Origin of the sequence: Hahella chejuensis KCTC 2396 (assembly GCF_000012985.1) — a bacterium.
GTDB lineage: Bacteria > Pseudomonadota > Gammaproteobacteria > Pseudomonadales > Oleiphilaceae > Hahella > Hahella chejuensis.
Genome location: NC_007645.1, coordinates 4,507,902 through 4,529,329, shown reverse-complemented (window position 1 = coordinate 4,529,329; position 21,428 = coordinate 4,507,902). Strand labels below are relative to the sequence as shown.

Below are 21,428 nucleotides of genomic sequence, written 5' to 3'. Positions count from 1 at the left end.
ATTGAGCAGTGCGCTGACTTGTTATTTGGCTGGGCAAAACGCTAGACGCAGGGCGTTATTGGCCGGACGTTGAAAGAATCTGGATAGAATAATTAATAAACAGGCGGTTATAAGCATGAAGGTATTGGAGACAGAACGTTTAACGCTCCGTTGGCTGCGGCTGGAGGATGACCATTTCATTCTGGCGCTGTTGAACGACCCATCATGGATACGCTTTATCGGCGACCGTGGGATAAGAACGCTGGAGGGCGCTCGCCAGTATATCCAGACTGGCCCGTTGGCGATGTACGAAAGGGAAGGATTCGGGCTCTATCTGGTTGAGCTTAAGCAAGATAGAGTTCCAGTAGGCATGTGTGGTTTGATCAAACGGGATGGACTGGATGACGTGGATATCGGATTCGCTTTCATGCCGCAATTTCGTTCGCAAGGATACGCCTTCGAGGCGGCCAAGGCGGTGCTGGACTTTGGCGCAGCCAAACTGGGAATGAACCGCATTGTCGGCATTGTGGACCAGAGCAACGCCAGCTCGATCCGGTTGTTGGAGAAAATCGGCATGGCGTTGGAGAAGACCACCCGACTTCCCAATGACGATGCCGACTTGTTTTTGTATGGCGTTAACTTCACCTGAGGCGCTTCCTGTCCATATCAGGTAAGTTGGGGACATAACTCCAGCCAGTTGTCGATACCGGCGCTGCGGTATTTTTCTTTATGCAGAATAAAGTAGAAGCGGCGCTGGAAGTTTCGATGCGGCGCCTCCAGCGGCGCCAGACTGCCGCGTTTGAATGCGTCCACCAGCGTTACCCGCGACAGACAGCCGATCCCCAGCTTCGCCTCCACCGCGCGCTTGATCGCCTCCGTGTGCTGCAATTCGATAGAGACTTTGAGGTCAGGAAGAATGCCATGCATGGCCCACTCGAAGGCCTGTCGCGTTCCTGATCCCCGCTCTCTTAATATCCAGTGGGCGCGCACCAGATCTTCGTCGTCCAGCAGTTTCTTCTGCGCCAGCGGGTGGTCGGGAGCGCAGAAGATTTTCAGCTCATCGTCGCGCCAGGGAATCACTTCCAGTTCATTGTGATTGATTTCCCCTTCCACCAAACCCACATCTAATTCAAAATTAAGCACCTTGCCTGCGATAGTGGTGGTATTGGCCACCTCCAGGGATACCTTGGCGCCGGGATGTTGCTGCATGAAATCCGCCATGATGCTGACCGCCAGATAATTACCGATGGACAGCGTGGCGCCCACTTTCAGTGATCCGATATCCGTATGCTGTTGAAAGTCCAACTCCAGGTCGCGAGCGCGTTCTATCAACGCCTCCACCCGGGGACGCAGCATGCGTCCCAGTTCGTTGAGCTGGAGGCTTTTGCCGATGCGGTCGAACAATTGAATATTGAATTGGGATTCCAGATTGCGCAGCGCGTCGCTGGCGGCGGATTGAGACATGGACAGGCTTTTGGCGGCCTGGGTGATGTTTTCGAAGTGCGCCGCGGCCAGAAATATTTCCAATTGTCGCAGGGTGTAGTGCATTATCGATAAATCCGATAAGAGTTATTGAATAATCCTGTTTTACAGATAGATTATACTCGGGTTAAATATCGATCAATGAAAACTTTAGCGCCTTTATCAGGAGTCAATGCAGATTATGTCAGGAATGCGTAAAGAAACGGTCACCAGCGTGCGTCATTGGAACGACACTCTGTTTAGCTTTACCACTAGTCGCGATCCGTCTTTCCGTTTTAAAAACGGACATTTTATTATGATTGGCCTGGAGCAAGACAGCGGTCGTCCGTTGATGCGCGCCTACAGTATCGCCAGCGCCAACTACGAGGAAGAGCTGGAGTTCTTCAGCATCAAAGTGCCGGATGGTCCTTTGACTTCCCGTTTACAGAAAATCAGCGTCGGCGATGAAATCATCATGAGCCGCAAGCCTACTGGCACTCTGGTCGTGGACCATCTGTTGCCAGGGCGCAATTTATACCTGATCAGCACCGGCACCGGTCTGGCTCCGTTCATGAGCATTATCAAAGACCCGGAAACCTATGAGCGTTTTGACAAAGTCATTCTGACTCATGGCGTGCGTTATGTTTCCGAGCTGGCTTATCAGGAGCTGATTCGCGACGAACTGCCGCAGAACGAGTTTTTCGGTGAACTGGTGCAAGAAAAGCTGATTTATTATCCCACGGTCACCCGTGAAGACTACCCTACTCAGGGGCGTATCACTGACCTGATGGAAAGCGGTAAGTTGTTCTCTGATCTTGGTCTGCCTGCAATGGACCCCGAACACGATCGTTTCATGGTATGCGGCAGCCCCAGTATGTTGAAAGACACCTGCTCCATTCTTGATTCCCGCGGCTTCACTGAAGCCCGTCAAGGCGATCTCGGACACTATGTCATTGAGCGGGCGTTCGTCGAAAGCTGATCCCCCCTTAGAAAGTGATTTCGCAGCCTTCGGGCTGCGCCTTATTAGCCGTTCCGAACGTTAGTCCGGTTCTGCTATAGGGGCCGTCTGTTAGTGACCGCAGACGGTCCCGCCTTTTTCTACACGCCATTTCTCTTCCTGCACTCCTGTCGCCAGCGCTTAGAGCTATTCAGCCCGCCGCTGAATGCGGTTGCTCGCGTTTGGTAATGCTTTCTCAGGCCCATGATCATGGGGTTCCCGCACTTCACCCATAATTGCAGTGGGTTTGTAAGCTTTACATGTGATCGCCTTGCCTCACTTACTCTGTTAAAGCCTTATTAAATTCTTAAAATGTTGATATTTAACATAAAAATGTGAGTTGGTCCAAGTTATGACTGTTCCCTGTTGAGTTCGGAAACAAGTAAGGAGAAAGGATATGTTGTATTGGTCAATTGTATTTTTTGTCGTAGCGCTGGTAGCGGGCGTACTTGGATTTACCGGCATTGCAGCGGCGACTGCCGACATTGCGCAAATACTGTTCGTTATCTTCCTGGTGCTTTTCGTGATCAGCATCATCGCCGGAGGGTTTCGCAGAAACCGATTATAGAGATGTCTTGAGAATGAGAGGAAAGGCAGCGGTCGGTCGCCGCCAATGAAATAAAACAACTGTTAGGAAACGAGGAGATGACGATGAATACATTCACCGACCTGTTGAAAGCGATGATTATAGCCGCTCCATTGGCTTTTTCACTGACCGCGTGTGATGCGGACGATGGCGAAGCGGAGCAAATCGGCGAAGAAGTAGATAGAGCTTTAACCGATGCGGGTAACCGGCTGGAGGACACTTGTGAAAGTGTCAAAGAGGGCGTTAACGCGAGAGACCAGGATTGCTGAGCCCCATTGAAGCTGTAGTAGTAGAGTCCTGGCGGAGTGGGGCCGCCGATGAACTCGTAATCGAGCTGATCGGCGGCCCTTTTTGATGGCGGTTATTAATCCCGCGGCCAGGCGTCGCACAGGCGCATCCATGCGCCTGATTATCAACATGCCAGTATCATCGCCATGTTGATAGAAAGTTTTGAATAACGGAGCTTTTAGGAAGCGTAATGTTGGCGCTATGAATGGTAACCACTATGCAAGTAGCTGAAATCAAAAGACACATCGTTCACACGAGAGAGCGTAAGCTAGTGATGCTGGTTAACCTCGGTTCCGGCAAAGGGCGTTCGGGAGATTCAATGGCCCAGTTGCAGTCAGCTCCGGCCAGTGTGAGAGAAAGGATATTGTCCACGCACAGCATTCGTCAGGGCCTCGGTTTGCAGGAAACCATCCGCAGGGCGGCGCAGGAAGCCAAGGAGAATCAGGCGGTGCTGGTTCTGGTTGGCGGAGACGGAACGATTAACGCCGCCTTGCCCCACATTTTGGAGCAGGGGGTGACCTTCGCTGTTGTTCCTGGCGGCACCTTCAACCTGTTTGCGAAAGAACACAAATTGCCGGAGAACTTTGCGGAGGCTTTGGATGTTGCGCTCAATGGCGTGGTCAAGGCAATCCCTTTGTATCAGGTCAACGACATATTGTTTGCGGTAAACGCCAGCTTGGGGTTGTATCCCCGCATCATCCAAGCGCGTGAATCCCATCAGAAGCGTTTTGGTCGCTTTCGCTGGGTGGCGTTTTTGTCCGGCGTGTGGACCTGCCTGACCCAGGCCAGGCCGCAACGGATGAAATTAACCTCGGAAGGGCTCTCTCGCGCCATCAATACGCCACTGCTGTTTAGCACCGTCAGCCGTATGCAATTGGAACTGTTGAATCTGCAGGATGCGAAAGCGGCGGATGATCAGGGTTTTGTCGCCATTGTGCTTAAAGCCAGGGAGCGTCTGCACTTGATCAGGTTGCTGGGGCGCATGGCGTTAGGCATGCCGGAGAGCCCTGAATATTATGAGCATATGGTTTGTCGGGAATTGGAAATCAGCTCTCACCGCAAGTCGCTACGGATGGTGGTGGACGGCGAGATTCGTAGAGTATCGACGCCCGTGAGGATGCGGGCGCTGCCAAGAGCCGCTCTGTTCGTGGCCCCGCAGGACCCAGAGAAAAACGCCAACTGATTCGTTATGCAGATTATTCAGCTGTCTGATCCCCATTTCGGCACGGAGGACTGGACCGTACAGGAAGCATTGGTGCGGACCCTAAACGACATGCGCCCGGAATTGCTTCTGTTCTCTGGCGATATCACTCAGCGCGCCACCCGTCTTCAGTTCGCCGCCGCGCGGGCTTTTTTGGAGCGAATTGAGGCTGATAACGTTTTAGCCGTGCCGGGAAATCATGACATTCCTCTGTTTAATCTTTGGAGTCGTTTGACGGCGCCATATAAAAAATATTGTGAAATCTTTGGGACTGACTTGGAGCCGGAATTTGAGAACAATCTGGCGCTGATCGTGGGCGTAAATACGACCCATAAATATCGCCACGTGGACGGTGAAATCAGCCCGCAAAGAGCCGACGCCGTGGCGCGCCGTTTAGCCTCCGCGCCAGACAAGCTGCGGGTTGTAGTCGCGCATCACCCTTGTCAGGTGGTGTTGCCGTCCGACCAGAAAAACCTTCTCATTGGTCGTGAATATGCGTTGAAAGCCTGGATCGAAGCCGGGGTGGATCTGGTGCTGGGCGGCCACATTCACTATCCCTTCATTTTACCTCTGCGGGAAAGCTTCCCAGAGGCCCCGTCGGGTGTTTTCGTCATGCAGGCGGGGACGGCGACATCGCCCCGTGTTCGTAGCGGAAAACCTAATTCTTTCAATCGGATACTGGTAAGAAGGGATCGTCGTATGACGCTCCTTGAGCGTTGGGATTATGACTCTGCAACAGGACGTTTTCGCGTCGCCTTGAGGTTTTCTCCCTGGGGTGACGAATCCTCCCGCCAGGTCCAGGCGACCTTCTGCTGATTCAGCTAATATAGATAGTATTCATACAACCGCTTATAATGGCGCCCGTTATGAAGCCGGCCCCGGTTTTTAATATCTATCTGGTACGACCGCTGAATCTTAAGGAGTAGAACCAAGTGACGTCTGTATTACCACGCTGGACTTGGTGTTGCATCTTGTCCCTGTGGGTGACGATGACCCAGGCGAGCCCCATCGCAGGCTTGCCATCGCAATTGTTGGAATGGGCCGCCGCCGGCCAGCCATTATCTTTTCCCTCCCAGAAAAAAATGCTGCATCCCGCCGAAGTTCGGCAGATTTACGACATGAGCCTGTATAAGCCTGTTTGGTTTGAGGATGAAACTTTGACGGAGCGCGCCTATGCATTGGTGAGGATGCTTGAACATACCGACCAGGAAGGATTGCCCTCGCAAAGATACCACACTGCGATTTTGTCAGAGTTGTTGGGGCAATATCAGTCGGCTCCGGAAACGTTTGAACGCGGATTTGAGCTGGAACTGTTACTGACGGACGCCATGGTGGCGTTGTCCAGTGACCGTCTGACCGGCCGCTTTGATCCCAGGTCGATTGACTCTGTCTGGCGTGAAGAGCGCACTACCGGCGAGCTGGCGCCTCGCCTCTATCAGGCGCTCGCTGAGGATCGCCTGCTGGAGGACATGAACGCGATGGTGCCGACGCCGGAAGTATACAAAGGTCTGTCGCAACTGCTGACGGATCTGCGCGAGACAGAAGCCCAGGGCGGTTGGCCCATGGTGTCCTATGGCCCGACATTGCGGCCCGGACAATCCGATTCGCGAGTCATTGAACTGCGCCGTCGCTTGATCGCCAGCGGTGATATGGAGCGTCCTGTGATCGATACCTCCGAGGGCGATGATGAAACCCTTTTTGATGAAGGACTGGTGAAAGCAGTCCGCTTTTTCCAGGAGCGTCATGGCTTGAAACCGGACGCTATTGTAGGAAAGGAAACCTTGGCGATGTTGAATACGCCCATTTCCGAGCGTATCGAACAAGTTCGCAGTAACCTGGAGCGTCGTCGCTGGACGCCAACGAATCTGGGCGACCGTTATGTGGTGGTGAACATCGCCGACTACCGTTTGGACTTGGTTGATCATGGCCGCACTGAGTTGAGTATGCGTGTGGTGGTGGGTAAGCCATACCGGCGCACGCCAGCCTTCAGTGGTTTGATGACTTATCTGGTGGTGAACCCGCTATGGGAGGTGCCTACTCAGATCGCCGAAGAAGATATGTTGGAGCGGTTCATCGAAGACCCGGAATTTATCAACAAAATGGGCTTCAGAGTATACAAAGGCTGGGGACGGGAAGAGGCCGCATTGGACCCGGAAACCATTAACTGGGAAGAAGTCAAAGGCGGCAAGTTCCCCTATCGCCTGCAACAGGCGGCGGGCCCGATGAATGCACTAGGACGCATCAAGTTTATGTTTCCCAATGAATTTAATGTGTATCTTCACGATACGCCGAGCAGAAGTTTGTTCTACAAATCACAGCGCGCCTTCAGCTCAGGCTGCATCCGTCTGGAGCGGCCCCTGGAGCTGGCGGCGGCTTTAATCGGCAGCAAGAGAAAAACAGGCATCGAGCTGGACAAGATACTTGCGTCGGGAGAACCGACGACACTGCGTTTACCGCGCCCGGTTCCAGTACATCTGCAGTACTGGACCGCCTGGATGGATGACTCCGGCGTGGCGCAATTTCGTAAGGATGTATACGGAAGAGACGCCCGACTGCAAATGGCGTTTGAAGGAAAGACGCTGGCGCCGGAGGATAATGAATGGTTAGAGCACTAACGGTCGTTGCGCTCTGTCTGCTGATGACCCGTGCTTTTGGATTTGAACCCGGCAAAGTCGACTTCAGTATCAGTTTTAAAGGCGAAACCAGTGATTTCCGGGTGATGTCCGCATTTTTGCAGGCGTCAGAAGATCTTATCTTCAAGATTAATCTGCCGGAGAGCGAGCAGATTGAAATAAGCGGTCAGGGCAATGTCGTCAAGGAGCCTGGCGATCGTTACCGCTGGATTGCGCCTGCGCGTCCTGGCGTCAGCCGTTTAACCATTCGCAGGCCGGCCACCGGGGCGCAAATGACCCTCAACTTATTTGTTCTGGTGCCGGCGGATCAGGTGGAAGAGGGGATGTTGAATGGCTATCAGATCGGCCACTATCCCAGTGAGGCCTATCTCAACCAGGCTATCTATCTTCCGCCTCCTGGATACCTTGAAGTCACCAAAGATATGCTGGATATCGAACTGACGCCCAATTATCGTTTGGAGCAGTTTCTTTGCCGGCAGCCATCGGAGTTTCCAAAGTTTCTGGTGCTGAGGGAAAAGCTGCTGCTCAAGTTGGAATACCTGACGGAGCAGGTGAACATGGCGGGTTTGCCGGTTTCATCTTTCGTTATCATGAGCGGCTTTCGTACGCCGTATTACAACACATCAATTCGCAACGCCATGTACAGCCGTCATCAATGGGGCGGGGCGGCGGACGTCTTTATCGATGAGAACCCCAAAGACGGTAAAATGGACGACCTGAACAAGGACGGCAAAGTCGACAAAAACGACGCAGAATATCTGGCGCAATTGATTGAGACGTTTGCAGAAACCACGGAGTACAAATCCTTCATTGGCGGGTTGGGCGTATATTCCGCCAATAGCTACCACGGGCCATTTATCCATGTGGATGTACGAGGCGCAACGGTCCGGTGGTAGGCCGGGACGCAGAATTGTCATCCAGTATGGGCTTTGATGCAAATCTGATTCTGACAGCGAGAAAAAGCCCGAAGCCGTGAGGCTTCGGGCCTTGCTCATGTCTATGCGCATGGAGTGCGATGAATTAGTTGATCATCAACTTGTTTTCAACGGAATCCACGTCGTCCACATTGCTGGCGAGTTTCTCCGCCAGGTCCTTCTCTGCTTCTGACTCCACTGCGCCATTCAGCGTTACCACGCGGCCCTCTGTATCCACGTCAATATCAAGGCCGGCGACAGATTCGTTGGCCAGCAGCTTCATTTTCACCTTGGCGGTGATAGTGGCGTCAGCCACAGAGCTTTTAAAGTTCTCGCTATCTGCGTTTTCCTTCTTGGCCGGTGTGGAGGCTACCTGCAGCTGGTTATCCACATCCTTGACGCCTTCTACGCTCAGGGCGATCTGCTCCGCCAGCTCTTTTTCCACCTCTGAACTGACTGTTCCCACTAGCGTGGCGTTGGAGCCATTAACGGAAGCATCAATCTCGAACGCGCTCAGGTTATCGTTGAACAGAATGGCGGTTTCAATCTTGCCTTCAGTCCAACCGTCCTTGAAATACTTTTTCGCATCCTGGCTCATCTCTTCCGCTTGCTGGCCGATAGTTTCTTCATTCTTGACTTTGTCTCCAGCCGCGTAAGCTGGAGCCACTGACACAGCGCCAGCCAGGGTTGCGGCGATCAGAGCAGCATAAACAGGTTTTTTGGTAAAAGTTTTTGGCGTTTTCATAACGATCTCCTTTTCTATCTTTTAAAGTCCCAGATCTCTGTCGTGATCGGGTAACAGGACTCTATGCCTCGTTGTCACCTAAGAGATAGCTAGAAGCGTGCCAAGTTATTTTTACCGAAATTGGCGCTTTTTATGCGCATATTGTTGAAAAATTGCGCAGCTTTTCCGTTTGGTTGGTAATCTTGGGTAAAAGACTTGCAGAACTTACAAAGTATTGGGTTTTATTGATTTGATACTTAGGCCTGTCTTTCCACGCTTCCACGCCCGCCTCGCTCTGAGTAAAGCCGTCGATGAGTCTTGGGATTGCCTCGATGGACCCGGACTCGCCGGTCCCATCCGCGTACGAAAAGTAACCACTGCTGCTATATTAGTGATAATAACCATAAGCGAAAAACGCACTTCGGTATGATCCTTCCACTCAGTAATCAGCGGATAAACAAGCGCTACTGCAATCCTCACGCATTTCTAAGATGCTTTTTTCTGCGGCGCTGCTTTGGCGGCTTTAATAGAGGATGGGGCAAGAATCGGTTCTATCCTCTCATGGCGCTGTTTGTATGCCTTGATTTATTCAGCGTCGCAGAGGCGGAGGAGCGTCAGGTAATACTGGCCGCAACCGAATACCCTCCTTATTACGGTGAGCATTTAGAGAGTAAGGGATTTATCACGGAGATCATCTTCACCGCCTTTCAGCGGGTGGGGTATGACGTGGAGGTAAAGTTTCTACCCTGGAAAAGGGCCTATGGCATGGCTCAGGCTGGCGATTATGACGGGGTTTACACCGGTTGGTTCCGAAAGAGTCGGGAGCAGTGGTTTGAGTTTTCAGATCCACTCCCAGCCAATGAGTTGGGTTTTTACGCTCTCAAGGAACGCAATATCTCTTATGTCGCCCTGAATGATTTGCAGCCATATAAAATTGGCGTGGTGCGGGGGTATGTCAATCCGCCTGAGTTTGAACAGGCCAGGTTGAATACCATTGAAGTCACCGAAGATCGCCAGAATGTCCTCAGTCTTTCCCGTGGCTGGATTGATCTTGTGCTGATTGATAAGTTTATGGGGCAGTATATTATCAACACGGAATTTCCCGACTCCGCCCATAAGTTCATCTGGCTAGACCCTCCGATCAAAGTGGAAAATCAATACCTGATGTTTTCCAGGAAAGCGAAGAACTTTTTGAAAACCTCCCAGGACTTCAATCACGGCTTAAAGCAACTGGCGCAAGAAGGTAAGATTGACGCGATTATCGCCAAGCACAGGGCGCTGTGGGTAATTTCACAAGGAGAGTGAAAGGTGTGTTTGTAGATGCCTTCCGTGATGACTAAGTAGATTATATGTCTGAAAAAGAACCGAATAAAATTAAAGCCGATAAAGAGCTTTGGCCAGAAGCCATGAAAGCCTCTCATGATTTCCATAATCCTTTGTATGACTATTATTACGACATTCAGTATGTGTGTCGGAAATGTAAGAAGACCGCTATCTGGTCTGCGGAGCAACAAAAGTATGAATCAGAGGTTCTGAAGAAAAGTTATTACGGAAAGGTTCTCTGTGAGCTGTGTTACAAAGCCTACAACTTGCTGAAGGCTAGAATTCGTGAGTATGAAAGGTTATGGCTGAGGGAAACGGAATCCAGTAAGAGCCAGGCTGAGTATATAGCGAGTTGGCTTGCTGATATTCAGGAGTTTAAGAAGTATACAGATAAATATAATCAGAGTATGGAGCATAAGCTGCGCCGGCTATTGGACGCGAATCAATGAATAGGGGAAATGCTCTAGCATGAGCTACCAGCATAAAATTGTTTCGGTTGAAAACGACGTCCTTATTGTGGCGGTAGAAGGTTGGGGTGACGGGTATATTCTCTGGCAGAGAGGGTTGACTGAGGAAGCCGGTTCGGAGCATGGAATCTATTTTGAGTGTGACGACCAATTTAATGGTGGATTTAACTGCGTAGAGGAGTGTTTGGTAACCAGTGACGGCATTCATGTATCATTGGCAAACGGTAAGCTGGCGCATTTTTATTTCATTAAAGGATTCGATAAATTTGTAGAACTGAAATCAGGCCTGATGCAAATTTATGAAGGGCATGAGGACGTACTTGAGTTCACTTTATAAGTGCGTCGCTAACCGCCCTCCTGTGCTTTCTTTGAGATACAGCAAGGCGGTATTTTCAGCTGAATTTACGCCGCCGTCTCCACATCTTCCTCAGTACGAGCACTGATAATCTGATCAAGCTGCAAGCCGCCTTTCGCGGCAAAGTCCAGGGTGCGAATTGGGAAGGGGATGAGGATATCGGCCTCGTCCAGCGCTTTCTTCACGGCCACGACGCCTTTGTGCTGGGCGGTCATAAAGTCTACTTTCCCGGTGGGATAATCGATCCAATACCACACGACTAAATTGATGCTGCTGTCGCCGAAACCAGTGGCGAAAACCTGGGTTTCCGTGCCGTTGCGGGTGAAATTCAGGGCGTCGATGGCTTTGGTGATGACTTTGGCGGCTTTGTCGATGTCGTCGGCGTAGGAGATGCCGACCTGGATTTCGAGGCGGCGTTGGCGGGTGATGGAGTAGTTTGTCAGTTTGTTAGTGAATACGGCCTTATTGGGAAGAATGACCCTTTGCCCTGAAAACGTCAGGATATGGGTATTGCGCAGATTAATCGCTTCTACGGTTCCCATAATGTCTGCGGTCGCCACTATGTCCCCAACCCGAAATGGCTTGCGAACGCCCATAAAAATCCCGGCGATAAAGTTCTCGGTGAGGTCCTGAAATGCAAAGCCCAACGCCAGACCAATGATCCCGGCCCCGGCGAGGAGGGAGGTCACGGTGCCTTGCAATCCCACAAAACCCAGTGAGACGAAGACGCCGATGGCAACCAATACAATATGCACAATGGTGGAAAGCAGGTTGGCCACTTCCATTGAGTCCAATGAGCGCGTCAGCACCCGCTGGGTCAGGTTGGATACGGCTTTGGCTATGTACAAAAACAGGAAGAAAAACACCAGGGCCACGATGGCGCTGGGCAGGTTGGCCAGTGCTGTTTCCGCCCATTCCTGAATGGAAGACCAGACAATGTCGACGGCTTTTTCAAATTCTATTATGTCCATTGCTTAATCCTTAATCTGTTCATACAACAACTACAGCGATGTGGGCGAACCCTCTCTACGCCTGAATACCTGAAGCTGGTAACGCAGAAATCGTGCCGGTTTTATTAATCAGGCAGTCAAATAGCTTCCTTCTATTTGTCTGCAACGACAGGGCCTGCACAGGTCAGGCCCTGTCTCCCGCGGCCAGCCGCCGCGCAGGCGCATCCATGCGCCTGATGATTAACATGCCAATATCATTGCCATATTAATAACCCTGAGACGGCGCGGCGCTCCACTGTCCTCTACTCATAAAAAAGGCCACCGGAGTGGCCAAAAAAAGAAGGTAGGATAAATGTGGAGGGTATCGTTTGGGTGGGATAGGGTGAGGATTACTCCTCGAGAAGGCTGCCTAACATCCAGACAGCCTGTTCGTGGGAAGACAGTCTGTTGATCATGAGGTCCTCTGTCGCAAAGTCCTCGGCTTTTTGCGCCGCGACGATGCACTTTCTACAGCTTGCGACTGTGCCCTCATGGGCAAAAATCAATTCTTTAATCAAAGCCGTCGCTGTCCGCTCTTCTTTTGGAGAAATCGTGGAAAACTCCGCCATGCGGGACAGGGTTCCGGGGGCTTTGTAGCCGATGGCGCGCATGCGCTCAGCGATATCGTCGATGGTTTCGGCGAGCTCTTTGTATTGCTTCTCAAACAACTCATGCAGTGCGAAGAAACTCATGCCCCGGACGTTCCAGTGGGCGTATTGGGTGTAGAGGTACAGGCTGTAAGTGTCGGCGAGCACGCGCGCCAGTTTGTCGGCGACTGAGTCCGCCTTGCTCTCTTTAATGCCCATATCCGGGGATGTAGCAGTCAGGTCGAGTTTTTTAGCGTGCTGATTCATAACCTCTCCTAGGTTTGTTTGCTTTCCCTGAATAGAGCAGAAACCGGGCCAGGTTTTAAATTTCTTTAAAAGCATTTAAAAATCAAACACTTAGTTTTATTTTTGGGAGTAGGGGTGGGGTTATGGGATGAATTTGAGTCGGATACGACTGCAAGTTTTGCAATGGCTTTGCAAAACTTTCTCTGAGGAGGGTGATTCAGGCTCATAGGCGTCGCCCCGAGCCTGAATCGAGGAAAGCTATTCGGGTTTGTTTTGCTCAAACTGTTTGAGCTGGCTTTCGCTCGCAGGTTTCTGATGCCTGGCTTTCCACTCATCGTAAGGCATGCCGTAAACGATCTCTCTGGCTGCAGCGTCTTCCACCTGTTCTCCTCGTTCTTCCGCCGCGGCGCGATACCATTTGCTCAGGCAGTTGCGGCAGAAGCCGGCGAGATTCATCAGATCAATGTTCTGGACTTCAGTGTTGTCCTGCAGATGTTTGACCAGTCGGCGAAATACCGCTGCTTCGATTTCGGTTTGGGTTTTAGAGTCCATAATTCAGCCTTGTTCTCAATAAAATAAAACGTACTTCCCAGCGCCCCATTTGCCGAGCTGTCCTCAATAGGGCGGTTCGGCAGGTCATTGGCAAGTTCAACCGCAGATCAATATCCGTTAGATAAGCTGCGGTTTGCAGAAAATATGCGCAGACAAATAGCGGACAAGCAGAAGAAAGCTATGTGTCCTCAGGGTTGATAGTGTAAACGATTGATTCCGCTGCGTTGAGAGCGGACGGCGCAATATCGCAGTCCCAATGCGCTATGGTGCATTGTTCTCAGTATGGGGCGGTGGCTGAAAACCTTCCGGCGTTTTGCCCTGAATGTGATAGGCGAAGGCGATAATTTCCGCAATGACCCTATACAGCAACTCAGGGATTTCATCGCCAAGATCCAATTGCGCCAGAGAGCGCACCAGTTCCGGGTTCTCGTACAAGGGGACGCCATGCTCCCGGGCGATGGCGATGATCTCCTCCGCCAGGTCCGCTTCGCCTTTAGCGGAGACCTTGGGCGCCTGCTTGCCATCGTAAAACAGGGCGATGGCCTGCTGGATGTCGTTCTGAGACGTTTCCTGGGAGTGATTGCTTTGCGTGTCCTGTTGTTTCTTCGTCATGCGCGTTCATCGATCAGTTGGCGGGAAATCGGTGCGGAAGGTGTTGGCGGCGCGCCTTTGCGCACCGCCAGATCGCCCACCTCAAGGCCCCAGTCCTGCAGACCTTTGCGCAGACGCGGCAACTCCTCTGTGACCAATCCCAGTGTCCTTTGCTCCATCGCCCAGAATGTGGCGGACACCGTTCCTTCCGTGTACAGGACTTGGCTTTGCATGGGGCCGAGCCCCTCCAGGTCGAAGGCGAGGACAATTTTCCAGCGGCTTTTCTTGTTGTCTTTGGCACCACTGCGTTGTTCCTTTTCAAAGCGCATCTGAATGCTATCCATGCGTGGGGCGGCGACAGGCACCTCCACAAACCAGACTTGCGCTCCGCTTTGGTCAGGGCCGGCGCTGAGATTTTGTTGCAAGGCGTTCAATTGATGGCTGTGCAGACGCGCGGTGGCCTGCGCCAGGGCGCGCAACATTTCGCCGGCGTCTAAGTTGGCGGGCAGGGGAGGTCGTCCGCCTTCGCGCGCCATGGGCGGTGGAAATTGCAGTGGATGTCCGCCAGTCGCCATGCCCGGCTGTTCTGCCGTTTGCCGGGTTAACCAGCTGACCAGCTGCTCCCAGTTGGCGGGAAGCGCGCTATTGGGAGCACGATTAAGCTGCGCCAGAGCGGCTCCCAGCGCTACTGTCAGCAACGCTTTGATATCCTGCGGCGCGGCGCTCAGCAGGCGCGATTCGGCGCCAGGGGATAATATGGACGTCTTGTCGGGGGAAGCCGTTCGACTTTCCGCCAATGACTTTAGCAATTGACGCTCGAATCCCGCCCCTGACTGCTGGATAGCCTGCTTTAGGCCGCCGGCTTCGCTGACTCGCGGTGGCGTCGGCAGCGTCTGATTTAGTTTATCAAGCGTTTGCGCCAAGTCCCTGGGCAAGCGTGTATCAGAGGATAGCCGGACTAACGCTTCCAGGTTGCGGCGAAGATCGCCCTGTAACGGCAGCCACTTGGACAGCGTCTGTAAAGTTGTGGCGAGAAGCGCCTGTGGGGGCTCTGTTTGTGGCGGCGCTAACGAATCGACGACTTTTAAGCCTAATGCAGTGACTTGCAGTTGCAGCACTTTGCCGACCAGCCAGTCCTGGGGCAGTTGCGCTGTGCGGATATCAGTTTGCAGCGGCTGCGGCAGCCCATCGGCGCTCAATATCAAACGCCAGGACGGCGTGGCGGAAGTTTGTGCGCTGAGGCTGGGATTGGGCGTTCCTGTGCTGGGAGAGGGAGCGATATCGGTAATGCGGGCGGAGAATAAATTGCCGACTTTCTGCACGATAGCCGCTAATTCCGCCTGTATCTTCGGTGGAAGAGAGTGAGTGCGAGTAGGCGCTGAGGCGGCGTCAGACTGAACTTTCATCGCTTTTTAACATTTCTCCCACAATAAAATGATCTTAATCAGGGCTATGCACTGACCATCCGGGGAAAGCTGGGCTATAATGCGCCCGTTTTACAAAGCTTAAGCGCGAGCGGGCCACTTTTCTAACTCTTTTCCGTTATTGTTGACGACTTTTCGGGAAAAGCGCCAATTTGTTATTCTTGCGCCGCTTTATTTCCGGTTGTTCCGCGTTTTCCTGCACGCCAGAGGCGCATACAAGAGGCTGCTTTAGTAATTATGACAGGTCAAACTCCTCTGCTTGAGGCCAAGAATCTCCAGTGCGAGCGAGATGACCGTATCCTGTTCGAAAACCTGTCCTTCTCCGTCCATTCCGGGGACGTCGTACAGATAGAAGGCCCCAACGGGGCCGGAAAAACCACTTTACTCAAACTTTTATGCGGACTGGCCCCATTGCGTCAGGGCGAACTGTTCTGGCGTGGCGAACGCATGTCGCAGGCGCGTCCGCAATTTCTTTCTTCACTGCTGTACCTGGGCCATAAAACTGGCGTCAAAGCGCTGTTGACTCCGTTGGAAAACCTCCGCGCCTGGTGCGCCCAGCGTGAAGACGTGAATGAAGAACGCATGATGAGCGCCCTGGAGACGGTGGGTCTCGCCGGCTATGAATATTCGCCCTGCAACAGTTTGTCCGCCGGACAACAGCGTCGGGCCGCGCTGGCGCGCCTGCACGTGTCCTCCGCGCCTCTGTGGGTGCTGGATGAAGCTTTCACCGCCATTGATAAGAAGGGGGTGGCGCAGTTGGAAACGCTGCTGCGTGAAAAGGCTAACGGCGGCGGCGCGGTGATTTTGACCACGCATCACAGTTTGCATTTGTCCGGCGAAGTGCGCCGCATCCAATTGGGGGCTGTGTCTTGACGGAAGTAGGCGTATGGGCGGGTTTTTGCGCCGTAGTGCGACGGGATTTGATGCTGGCGTTCCGGCGTCCTCAGGAACTGGCCAATCCACTGGTGTTTTTCGTGATGGCGGTCAGCCTGTTTCCCTTGGGGGTTTCACCGGAAAAGAGCTTTTTGGCGCCTGCCGCCGCCGGAGTCGTTTGGGTGGCCTCCTTGCTGGCGACGTTGCTTTCTCTGGATGCATTATTTCGGGCGGATCATGAAGATGGATCGCTGGAGCAACTGACGCTGGCCCCCCAGCCCTTGTTTATTCTGGTGCTGGCGAAGGTGTTCGCGCACTGGTTGACCACCGGGCTGCCCTTGCTGTTGCTAAGCCCGGTGCTGGCTCTGATGCTGCACGTCGACGAAGGCTTACTTGGCGTCTTGATGCTGTCGCTGTTGGTGGGCGCGCCGGTTCTCAGTCTGATTGGCGCCATTGGCGCCGCCTTGACGGTCGGGTTGCGCGTGGGCGGGGTTTTGATTTCATTGTTGGTGCTGCCCCTGTATATTCCCGTGCTGATCTTCGGAACCGGCATGGTGCAGAGCGCGGCGGCCGGTATGGATTACACCTCTACGCTGGCCATGCTGGGCGCAATACTGGCGCTGTCGCTGACATTGGCGCCTTTCGCCGCGGCGGCTGCGCTTAAAATAAGCGTCTCCAACTGAGACAATAGAACAGGTTGGCGCGGCGTCTTCTTGTGCGGGCGACGCGGCGGCGGACTGAATAGCTTGAATACAGATAACAGAAGCGATTATGTGGGAAGCATTTAAACAGTGGTTTCACCGATGGGGTTCGCCCAAATGGTTTTACGAGCGCAGTCTGGTGTGGTCGTTCTGGCTCGGTTGGGGCGCGTTGATCCTGCTGCCTGTCGGCATCGTCTGGGGGCTGGCGTTTGCGCCCCAGGATTATCAGCAGGGCAATAGCTTCCGCATTATTTATCTGCACGTCCCCGCCGCAATCCTGGCGCAGTCCTGCTACATGATTATGGCTGTCGCCGGCTTCGTCAGCCTGGTCTGGCGCATGAAAATGGCGGATGTAGTGCTGAAGTGCGCAGCGCCGATAGGCGCGTCTTTCTGTTTTTTGGCGTTATTCACCGGAGCGGTCTGGGGTAAACCCACTTGGGGAACATGGTGGGAGTGGGACGCGCGTCTTACCGCCATGCTCATTTTGCTGTTCCTGTATTTCGGCATTATCGCCCTGGAAGCCGCCATCGAAGACAAAATCACCGCTGGTAGAGCGGCGGCGGTATTGAGTCTGGTTGGCGTGGTGAATATTCCCATCATCAAATACTCCGTGGAATGGTGGCGCACCCTGCATCAGCCCGCCACCTTCAAGCTAACGGAAAAGCCTGATATGCCGGTGGAAATGTGGGCGCCGTTATTGGTGATGGTGATAGGCGTTTATTGCTTCTTCGGTTATTCGCTTTTCTTACGAAGTCGTAATGAGATAATCGAGCGTGAACGCCGTACCCTATGGGTCCGCGAGCTATTGGCGAAAGAGGGGAAAGTATGAACTTCGAAAGCCTCAATGAATTTTTCGCAATGGGCGGCCATGGTCTTTACGTCTGGTTGGCCTATGGCGCGGGCGGACTGGTGTTCCTGTATAACCTGGCTGCGCCGAAACTAAAGCGCGATGGCCTCGTCAAAAGATTGTCCCAGCAGTATAGAAGGGAGAAGGCGTCCCAATGAATCCCAAGCGCAAGCAGCGTCTAATTATTGTGTCATTCCTGGTGATCGGCGTCAGCGCGACCGTCGGTTTGATCATGGCTGCGCTCAGCAGTAACGTGAATCACTTTTATAATCCTACTGAAGTGGCGCAAGGCGCTGCTCCCGTGGACAAAAGCATTCGCGTCGGCGGCATGGTGGTTGACGGTAGCGTGAGCAGAGACGGGCAGTCTTTGGCGGTGGCCTTCACTGTGACGGATTACAACAGCAACGTTGACGTCAAATACACCGGCATTCTGCCCGATCTGTTCCGAGAGGGGCAGGGCATCGTCGCGACCGGCAAGCTGGATGCGCAGGGCGTGTTCCAGGCGGAGGAAGTGCTGGCCAAGCACGATGAAAAATACATGCCGCCGGAAGTGCAGCGCGCCCTCGACAAGGCGCAGGACGCCGCGCCCGCGCAGACTTACTGAAGGAATGACGTATGATCGCTGAGCTAGGCCACTTCGCACTGATTTTAAGTTTTTGTTTCGCAATCTTGTTGGCGGTTACGCCCATCGCCGGCGCCTGGATCGGCGATCGTCTGTGGATGCGATTATCCCGTCCTTTGGCGGGCGCTCAGTTTCTGATGGCCACGGTGGCGTTCGCCGCGTTAACAACCTCTTTTCTTCAGGACGATTTCAGCGTCCGCTATGTGGCGGGGCACTCCAATAGCCTGTTGCCCTGGTATTACAAATTCAGCGCTGTGTGGGGCGGCCACGAAGGCTCATTGCTACTGTGGGCGTTGATTCTGACCGGCTGGACCGCCGCCGTGGCCAAATTCAGCAAACAACTGCCGCTGGAGATGGTGGCGCGTGTACTGGGCGTCATGGGCATGATCAGCATCGGCTTTATGTTGTTCATCCTGCTGACCTCCAACCCCTTCTTACGCTACCTGCCGAATTCGCCGCAGGACGGCGCCGACCTGAACCCATTGTTGCAGGACTTCGGTCTGATTGTGCATCCGCCTATGTTGTATATGGGCTATGTTGGTTTCTCCGTCGCTTTCGCATTTGCGGTGGCTGCGCTGATGGGCGGTCGCCTGGACGCAGCATGGGCGCGCTGGTCGCGTCCCTGGACGACGGTGGCCTGGGCGTTTTTGACTCTGGGCATCGCGTTAGGCAGCTGGTGGGCCTACTACGAACTGGGTTGGGGCGGCTGGTGGTTTTGGGACCCGGTAGAAAACGCGTCCTTTATGCCCTGGTTGGCGGGCACGGCTTTGATGCACTCCCTGGCGGCGACGGAAAAGCGCGGCGTTTTCAAAAGCTGGACCGTCTTGCTGGCGATATTTGCTTTCTCGCTTAGCCTGCTGGGCACCTTTCTGGTTCGCTCCGGCATTTTGACCTCAGTGCATGCTTTCGCCTCAGATCCTGAACGGGGGCGCTTCGTGCTCATGATGCTGGGCGTGGTGATTGGCGGCTCGCTGCTGCTATACGCCTTGCGCGCGCCAGTAGTGAAAAGCCGCATTGGCTTCAGCGAAACCTCCCGGGAAGTGTTCCTGCTGGTTAACAACATTATTCTTGTGGTCGCTATGCTGACAGTATTGATCGGCACATTGGCTCCGTTGGTGGCGGAGTGGATGGATAAGGAAATCTCCGTCGGCGCTCCCTATTTCAATTTGATGTTCTCCCTGTTGGCCCCTTTATTGGTCATCGTGATGGGCATAGGCATGTACAGTCACTGGAAGGACACCAAAGCCGCGCAGCTGCTGGGTCCTGTCCCCATGCTTTTGTCGGTCAGCGCAGTTCTTTCCGTTGCGATTCCCTGGATGTATGGGGAAATCCTTTTGATGGCGGTTATTGGCGTTTTTATCGCCGTATGGTTGTTCGCCGCGACTCTGCGCGACGCCTGGCTCAAAAGCGCTTCCTCTCAAGGACGCGTACGTGGCTGGTTGCGTACTTCCCGTAGCTACAAAGGTATGGTGTTGGGCCATCTGGGCCTGGCGGTGACCATCGTTGGCGCGACCATGGTGTCGCAATACACGCTGGAGCGGGACGTGCGCCTGGCGCCGGGGCAATCTGTTGAGCTGGCGGGCTTCACCTTCCGTTTTGACGAAGAAACCCAGCGTCGCGGTCCAAACTTTATTGGCGATCGCGCCACCATTTCGATTCTCGACAGCGACGGTGAAGTGTTGCATGTTCTGCATCCGGAAAAGCGCCGCTATCAGGTGTCCGGTAATGTGATGACGGAAGCGGGCATCGATCCAGGACTGTTCCGGGATCTCTACGTTTCTTTGGGCGAATCTCTGGATGACGAGTCCTGGACCATGCGCGTGCAATACAAGCCCTTTGTGCGCTGGCTCTGGTTGGGCGGCGTATTCATGGCCTGGGGTGGTTTCCTGGCGGTGGCGGACAGGCGTTATCGCATCAAGTTGAAACGCAGGCTTACGGCGGCGGAAGCCATGGATAGCGGCGACGGTCGGAAGTCGAATGGCGAGGCCGACGCTCTGGGAGGACAGCAGGCGTGATGAAGCGGTTTTTCTTGTTTATTCCTCTATTGGCGTTCGTCGCAGTCGTCATTCTGTTCAACCAGAATATAGACAACGATCCGTCCAAGCTGGAGCTGGCGCGCAAGGATCAGCCTGTGCCGGCGTTCAAGTTGGGCGAGCTGTACAATCCTGACCGGGAAATGACGCCGGCGGATCTCAAGGGCGAGCCTATGTTGCTGAATGTCTGGGCGACCTGGTGCCCTTCCTGTCGGGTGGAGCATCCTTATCTGCTGAAATTGGCGAAAGAATACAACGTGCCGGTGATCGGTCTGAACTACAAGGACGATCGTGAGGCGGCGAAGAAGTGGCTTGAGGCGTTAGAGGACCCCTACCGCTTCGTAATTTTTGACCCGGAAGGCCGTCTGGGATTGGACCTGGGCGTTTATGGCGCGCCTGAGACTTACGTTATCGACGCCGCTGGCGTGATTCGTTACCGCCATGTGGGCGTGGTGAACGAAAAAGTCTGGCGGGAAACGCTGGCGCCCATGCTGCGTAATCTGAAAATGGCGAACGCCAATGGGATTGAGGAGCCAGGAACATGAGCGCATTGCGACGGTTGGTATGTCTGACGGCTCTGTGGGCTTCCGCCGCCGTGTGGGCGATTGACGATTATCAGTTCAGCAGCGAAGAAGGTCGCGAGCGCTATCAAACACTGACTTATGAACTGCGTTGTCCCCTGTGTCAGAACCAGAATATCTCCGACTCCACCGCGCCCATCGCCAAAGATTTGCGCCGTGAAGTGCATCGTATGATCGAAGAAGGGAAGAGCGACGACGACATCGTTGACTTCATGGTGGCCCGCTATGGCGATTTTGTGTTGTACCGACCGCGCCTGAACGCCCAGACCGCCGTTTTATGGCTGGGGCCGGTCACTGTGGTGACCCTGGGCTTGTCCGTTCTCCTGTACATCGCCCGTCGCAGACGCCGCTCACAGGGCGAGACGACTGACTTGAGCGACGACGAACAAGCGCGTCTGCGGGCGCTATTGCAGCAAACCTCTTCCGAAGAATCTGAGCAGAAATAACAGGCACT

General features: G+C 53.6%; 26 protein-coding genes. 19 read left to right on the top strand and 7 right to left on the bottom strand.

The window, feature by feature from the left end:
* Positions 1–115 precede the first annotated feature (115 nt).
* Positions 116–628 (top strand): GNAT family N-acetyltransferase, encoded by a 513-nt coding sequence (locus HCH_RS19615; protein ID WP_011398162.1) that lies wholly within the window; start codon positions 116–118, stop codon positions 626–628.
* A 17-nt stretch (positions 629–645) separates the two neighbouring features.
* Here the strand turns inward: HCH_RS19615 and HCH_RS19610 are convergent, their stop codons facing one another.
* A complete protein-coding gene (locus HCH_RS19610) occupies positions 646–1,527 on the bottom strand; it encodes a LysR substrate-binding domain-containing protein (RefSeq protein WP_011398161.1) in 882 nt (293 codons plus the stop codon).
* A 115-nt stretch (positions 1,528–1,642) separates the two neighbouring features.
* Between HCH_RS19610 and HCH_RS19605 the strand changes: the two genes are divergently transcribed.
* The 7 genes from HCH_RS19605 (at position 1,643) to HCH_RS19575 (ending at position 8,041) form a co-directional block, all read left to right on the top strand.
* Positions 1,643–2,419 carry a ferredoxin--NADP reductase gene (locus tag HCH_RS19605; protein WP_011398160.1) on the top strand — a complete coding sequence of 259 codons (777 nt, stop codon included), beginning with the start codon at positions 1,643–1,645 and terminating at the stop codon, positions 2,417–2,419.
* Between the two features lie 415 nt (positions 2,420–2,834).
* Positions 2,835–3,005 (top strand): DUF1328 domain-containing protein, encoded by a 171-nt coding sequence (locus HCH_RS33225; RefSeq protein ID WP_011398159.1) that lies wholly within the window; start codon positions 2,835–2,837, stop codon positions 3,003–3,005.
* An 83-nt stretch (positions 3,006–3,088) separates the two neighbouring features.
* Complete coding sequence (locus HCH_RS19595) at positions 3,089–3,292, top strand: hypothetical protein (protein WP_011398158.1); 204 nt, start codon at positions 3,089–3,091, stop codon at positions 3,290–3,292.
* A 236-nt stretch (positions 3,293–3,528) separates the two neighbouring features.
* Positions 3,529–4,494 (top strand): diacylglycerol/lipid kinase family protein, encoded by a 966-nt coding sequence (locus HCH_RS19590; RefSeq protein WP_158304979.1) that lies wholly within the window; start codon positions 3,529–3,531, stop codon positions 4,492–4,494.
* A 6-nt stretch (positions 4,495–4,500) separates the two neighbouring features.
* Positions 4,501–5,328, top strand: coding sequence for a metallophosphoesterase family protein (locus HCH_RS19585; protein ID WP_011398156.1), 828 nt, complete (start codon positions 4,501–4,503; stop codon positions 5,326–5,328).
* A gap of 116 nt (positions 5,329–5,444) precedes the next feature.
* Positions 5,445–7,127, top strand: coding sequence for a L,D-transpeptidase family protein (locus tag HCH_RS19580; protein ID WP_011398155.1), 1,683 nt, complete (start codon positions 5,445–5,447; stop codon positions 7,125–7,127).
* Entirely contained in the window at positions 7,112–8,041 is a 930-nt protein-coding gene (locus HCH_RS19575) for a hypothetical protein (protein WP_011398154.1), read from the top strand. Before HCH_RS19580 ends, HCH_RS19575 begins: the two co-directional genes overlap by 16 nt.
* 124 nt (positions 8,042–8,165) lie before the next feature.
* On the opposite strand, the gene HCH_RS19570 is transcribed toward HCH_RS19575, so the two are convergent.
* The gene (locus HCH_RS19570; RefSeq protein WP_011398153.1) at positions 8,166–8,804 is read right to left on the bottom strand and encodes a BON domain-containing protein; all 639 of its coding nucleotides are present in this window, start codon (positions 8,802–8,804) and stop codon (positions 8,166–8,168) included.
* A 540-nt stretch (positions 8,805–9,344) separates the two neighbouring features.
* On the opposite strand from HCH_RS19570, the gene HCH_RS19565 reads away from it, so the two are divergent.
* From HCH_RS19565 to HCH_RS19555, 3 genes are read left to right on the top strand one after another with little or no spacing between them, the layout of a single operon-like run.
* Positions 9,345–10,088, top strand: coding sequence for a substrate-binding periplasmic protein (locus tag HCH_RS19565; RefSeq protein WP_049781018.1), 744 nt, complete (start codon positions 9,345–9,347; stop codon positions 10,086–10,088).
* A gap of 44 nt (positions 10,089–10,132) precedes the next feature.
* Positions 10,133–10,555, top strand: coding sequence for a hypothetical protein (locus tag HCH_RS19560; RefSeq protein ID WP_011398150.1), 423 nt, complete (start codon positions 10,133–10,135; stop codon positions 10,553–10,555).
* A 19-nt stretch (positions 10,556–10,574) separates the two neighbouring features.
* Entirely contained in the window at positions 10,575–10,910 is a 336-nt protein-coding gene (locus tag HCH_RS19555; protein WP_011398149.1) for a hypothetical protein, read from the top strand.
* A gap of 65 nt (positions 10,911–10,975) precedes the next feature.
* Here HCH_RS19555 and HCH_RS19550 read toward each other — a convergent pair whose 3' ends face one another.
* The 5 genes from HCH_RS19550 to HCH_RS19530 all read right to left on the bottom strand — a co-directional run bounded on the left by HCH_RS19550 (position 10,976) and on the right by HCH_RS19530 (position 15,299).
* The gene (locus HCH_RS19550) at positions 10,976–11,899 is read right to left on the bottom strand and encodes a mechanosensitive ion channel family protein (RefSeq protein ID WP_011398148.1); all 924 of its coding nucleotides are present in this window, start codon (positions 11,897–11,899) and stop codon (positions 10,976–10,978) included.
* A gap of 368 nt (positions 11,900–12,267) precedes the next feature.
* The gene (locus tag HCH_RS19545) at positions 12,268–12,771 is read right to left on the bottom strand and encodes a Dps family protein (protein ID WP_011398146.1); all 504 of its coding nucleotides are present in this window, start codon (positions 12,769–12,771) and stop codon (positions 12,268–12,270) included.
* 237 nt (positions 12,772–13,008) lie between these two features.
* Entirely contained in the window at positions 13,009–13,302 is a 294-nt protein-coding gene (locus HCH_RS19540) for a DUF1244 domain-containing protein (protein WP_011398145.1), read from the bottom strand.
* A 261-nt stretch (positions 13,303–13,563) separates the two neighbouring features.
* Complete coding sequence (locus HCH_RS19535) at positions 13,564–13,914, bottom strand: EscU/YscU/HrcU family type III secretion system export apparatus switch protein (protein ID WP_011398144.1); 351 nt, start codon at positions 13,912–13,914, stop codon at positions 13,564–13,566.
* Complete coding sequence (locus HCH_RS19530; protein WP_011398143.1) at positions 13,911–15,299, bottom strand: flagellar hook-length control protein FliK; 1,389 nt, start codon at positions 15,297–15,299, stop codon at positions 13,911–13,913. Before HCH_RS19530 ends, HCH_RS19535 begins: the two co-directional genes overlap by 4 nt.
* Positions 15,300–15,554: 255 nt before the next feature.
* On the opposite strand from HCH_RS19530, the gene ccmA reads away from it, so the two are divergent.
* The 8 genes from ccmA to HCH_RS19490 all read left to right on the top strand — a co-directional run bounded on the left by ccmA (position 15,555) and on the right by HCH_RS19490 (position 21,420).
* Entirely contained in the window at positions 15,555–16,190 is a 636-nt protein-coding gene (gene ccmA / locus HCH_RS19525; protein WP_011398142.1) for a cytochrome c biogenesis heme-transporting ATPase CcmA, read from the top strand.
* Entirely contained in the window at positions 16,187–16,873 is a 687-nt protein-coding gene (gene ccmB, locus HCH_RS19520) for a heme exporter protein CcmB (protein WP_041598808.1), read from the top strand. The genes ccmA and ccmB overlap by 4 nt, the downstream gene beginning before the upstream one ends.
* A gap of 88 nt (positions 16,874–16,961) precedes the next feature.
* Positions 16,962–17,720, top strand: coding sequence for a heme ABC transporter permease (locus HCH_RS19515; RefSeq protein WP_011398140.1), 759 nt, complete (start codon positions 16,962–16,964; stop codon positions 17,718–17,720).
* Positions 17,717–17,896, top strand: a complete 180-nt coding sequence (ccmD, locus tag HCH_RS19510) for a heme exporter protein CcmD (protein WP_011398139.1) — start codon at positions 17,717–17,719, stop codon at positions 17,894–17,896. The genes HCH_RS19515 and ccmD overlap by 4 nt, the downstream gene beginning before the upstream one ends.
* Positions 17,893–18,342 carry a cytochrome c maturation protein CcmE gene (gene ccmE, locus HCH_RS19505; protein WP_011398138.1) on the top strand — a complete coding sequence of 150 codons (450 nt, stop codon included), beginning with the start codon at positions 17,893–17,895 and terminating at the stop codon, positions 18,340–18,342. The genes ccmD and ccmE overlap by 4 nt, the downstream gene beginning before the upstream one ends.
* Positions 18,343–18,353: 11 nt before the next feature.
* On the top strand, positions 18,354–20,375 hold the full coding sequence (locus HCH_RS19500) for a heme lyase CcmF/NrfE family subunit (protein WP_011398137.1): 2,022 nt from the start codon (positions 18,354–18,356) through the stop codon (positions 20,373–20,375).
* The gene (locus tag HCH_RS19495) at positions 20,375–20,938 is read left to right on the top strand and encodes a DsbE family thiol:disulfide interchange protein (protein ID WP_011398136.1); all 564 of its coding nucleotides are present in this window, start codon (positions 20,375–20,377) and stop codon (positions 20,936–20,938) included. Before HCH_RS19500 ends, HCH_RS19495 begins: the two co-directional genes overlap by 1 nt.
* A gap of 5 nt (positions 20,939–20,943) precedes the next feature.
* Positions 20,944–21,420 carry a cytochrome c-type biogenesis protein gene (locus tag HCH_RS19490; RefSeq protein WP_041599758.1) on the top strand — a complete coding sequence of 159 codons (477 nt, stop codon included), beginning with the start codon at positions 20,944–20,946 and terminating at the stop codon, positions 21,418–21,420.
* The last annotated feature ends 8 nt before the right edge of the window (positions 21,421–21,428 follow it).

Coding starts and splice junctions, on each gene's coding strand:
- HCH_RS19540 (WP_011398145.1), bottom strand. CDS start 13,302: ATGGACTCTAAAACCCAAACCGAAATCGAAGCAGCGGTATTTCGCCGA.
- HCH_RS19535 (WP_011398144.1), bottom strand. CDS start 13,914: ATGACGAAGAAACAACAGGACACGCAAAGCAATCACTCCCAGGAAACG.
- HCH_RS19570 (WP_011398153.1), bottom strand. CDS start 8,804: ATGAAAACGCCAAAAACTTTTACCAAAAAACCTGTTTATGCTGCTCTG.
- HCH_RS19495 (WP_011398136.1), top strand. CDS start 20,375: ATGAAGCGGTTTTTCTTGTTTATTCCTCTATTGGCGTTCGTCGCAGTC.
- HCH_RS19530 (WP_011398143.1), bottom strand. CDS start 15,299: ATGAAAGTTCAGTCTGACGCCGCCTCAGCGCCTACTCGCACTCACTCT.
- HCH_RS19555 (WP_011398149.1), top strand. CDS start 10,575: ATGAGCTACCAGCATAAAATTGTTTCGGTTGAAAACGACGTCCTTATT.
- HCH_RS33225 (WP_011398159.1), top strand. CDS start 2,835: ATGTTGTATTGGTCAATTGTATTTTTTGTCGTAGCGCTGGTAGCGGGC.
- HCH_RS19545 (WP_011398146.1), bottom strand. CDS start 12,771: ATGAATCAGCACGCTAAAAAACTCGACCTGACTGCTACATCCCCGGAT.
- HCH_RS19560 (WP_011398150.1), top strand. CDS start 10,133: ATGTCTGAAAAAGAACCGAATAAAATTAAAGCCGATAAAGAGCTTTGG.
- HCH_RS19590 (WP_158304979.1), top strand. CDS start 3,529: ATGCAAGTAGCTGAAATCAAAAGACACATCGTTCACACGAGAGAGCGT.
- HCH_RS19550 (WP_011398148.1), bottom strand. CDS start 11,899: ATGGACATAATAGAATTTGAAAAAGCCGTCGACATTGTCTGGTCTTCC.
- HCH_RS19515 (WP_011398140.1), top strand. CDS start 16,962: ATGTGGGAAGCATTTAAACAGTGGTTTCACCGATGGGGTTCGCCCAAA.
- HCH_RS19610 (WP_011398161.1), bottom strand. CDS start 1,527: ATGCACTACACCCTGCGACAATTGGAAATATTTCTGGCCGCGGCGCAC.
- HCH_RS19595 (WP_011398158.1), top strand. CDS start 3,089: ATGAATACATTCACCGACCTGTTGAAAGCGATGATTATAGCCGCTCCA.
- HCH_RS19615 (WP_011398162.1), top strand. CDS start 116: ATGAAGGTATTGGAGACAGAACGTTTAACGCTCCGTTGGCTGCGGCTG.
- HCH_RS19565 (WP_049781018.1), top strand. CDS start 9,345: ATGGCGCTGTTTGTATGCCTTGATTTATTCAGCGTCGCAGAGGCGGAG.
- HCH_RS19585 (WP_011398156.1), top strand. CDS start 4,501: ATGCAGATTATTCAGCTGTCTGATCCCCATTTCGGCACGGAGGACTGG.
- HCH_RS19500 (WP_011398137.1), top strand. CDS start 18,354: ATGATCGCTGAGCTAGGCCACTTCGCACTGATTTTAAGTTTTTGTTTC.
- HCH_RS19605 (WP_011398160.1), top strand. CDS start 1,643: ATGTCAGGAATGCGTAAAGAAACGGTCACCAGCGTGCGTCATTGGAAC.
- ccmA (WP_011398142.1), top strand. CDS start 15,555: ATGACAGGTCAAACTCCTCTGCTTGAGGCCAAGAATCTCCAGTGCGAG.
- ccmE (WP_011398138.1), top strand. CDS start 17,893: ATGAATCCCAAGCGCAAGCAGCGTCTAATTATTGTGTCATTCCTGGTG.
- ccmD (WP_011398139.1), top strand. CDS start 17,717: ATGAACTTCGAAAGCCTCAATGAATTTTTCGCAATGGGCGGCCATGGT.
- HCH_RS19575 (WP_011398154.1), top strand. CDS start 7,112: ATGGTTAGAGCACTAACGGTCGTTGCGCTCTGTCTGCTGATGACCCGT.